This is a genomic window from Paraburkholderia sp. SIMBA_053, assembly GCF_046534895.1.
GTDB classification, from domain to species: domain Bacteria; phylum Pseudomonadota; class Gammaproteobacteria; order Burkholderiales; family Burkholderiaceae; genus Paraburkholderia; species Paraburkholderia caledonica.
In genome coordinates this window covers 1-234 of sequence record NZ_JAWRXU010001756.1, presented here as the reverse complement: position 1 = coordinate 234, position 234 = coordinate 1, and the positions used below count along the sequence as shown (strand labels likewise).

The window sequence follows — 234 nt, the reverse complement described above, 5'->3', positions numbered from 1 at the left end:
AGGTGTCGTTGAAGTCGAGCCAGCGGATCATCGCGCCGATGTTGAACGCGGCCTGAACCGGGTCGAGCTGGAACGACGTGCCCGGCACCTTGGCGCCGTTGGGGACGATCGTGCCCGGCACGATGGGTCCCAACAGCTTGGTGCAGGCAGGGTAGGTGAGCGCCTCGAGTCCGCAGCCGAGCGTATCGATCAGGCAATGACGCGCGGTTTCCAGCGCGAGCGCGCTGTCGATCG

1 protein-coding gene is annotated in these 234 nt (G+C 66.2%); it reads right to left on the bottom strand.

What is annotated here, in order from left to right:
* The coding region (locus SB753_RS41545; RefSeq protein ID WP_410805753.1) for an MmgE/PrpD family protein at positions 1-232 on the bottom strand (232 nt) is incomplete at its 3' end.
* Positions 233-234 lie beyond the last annotated feature (2 nt).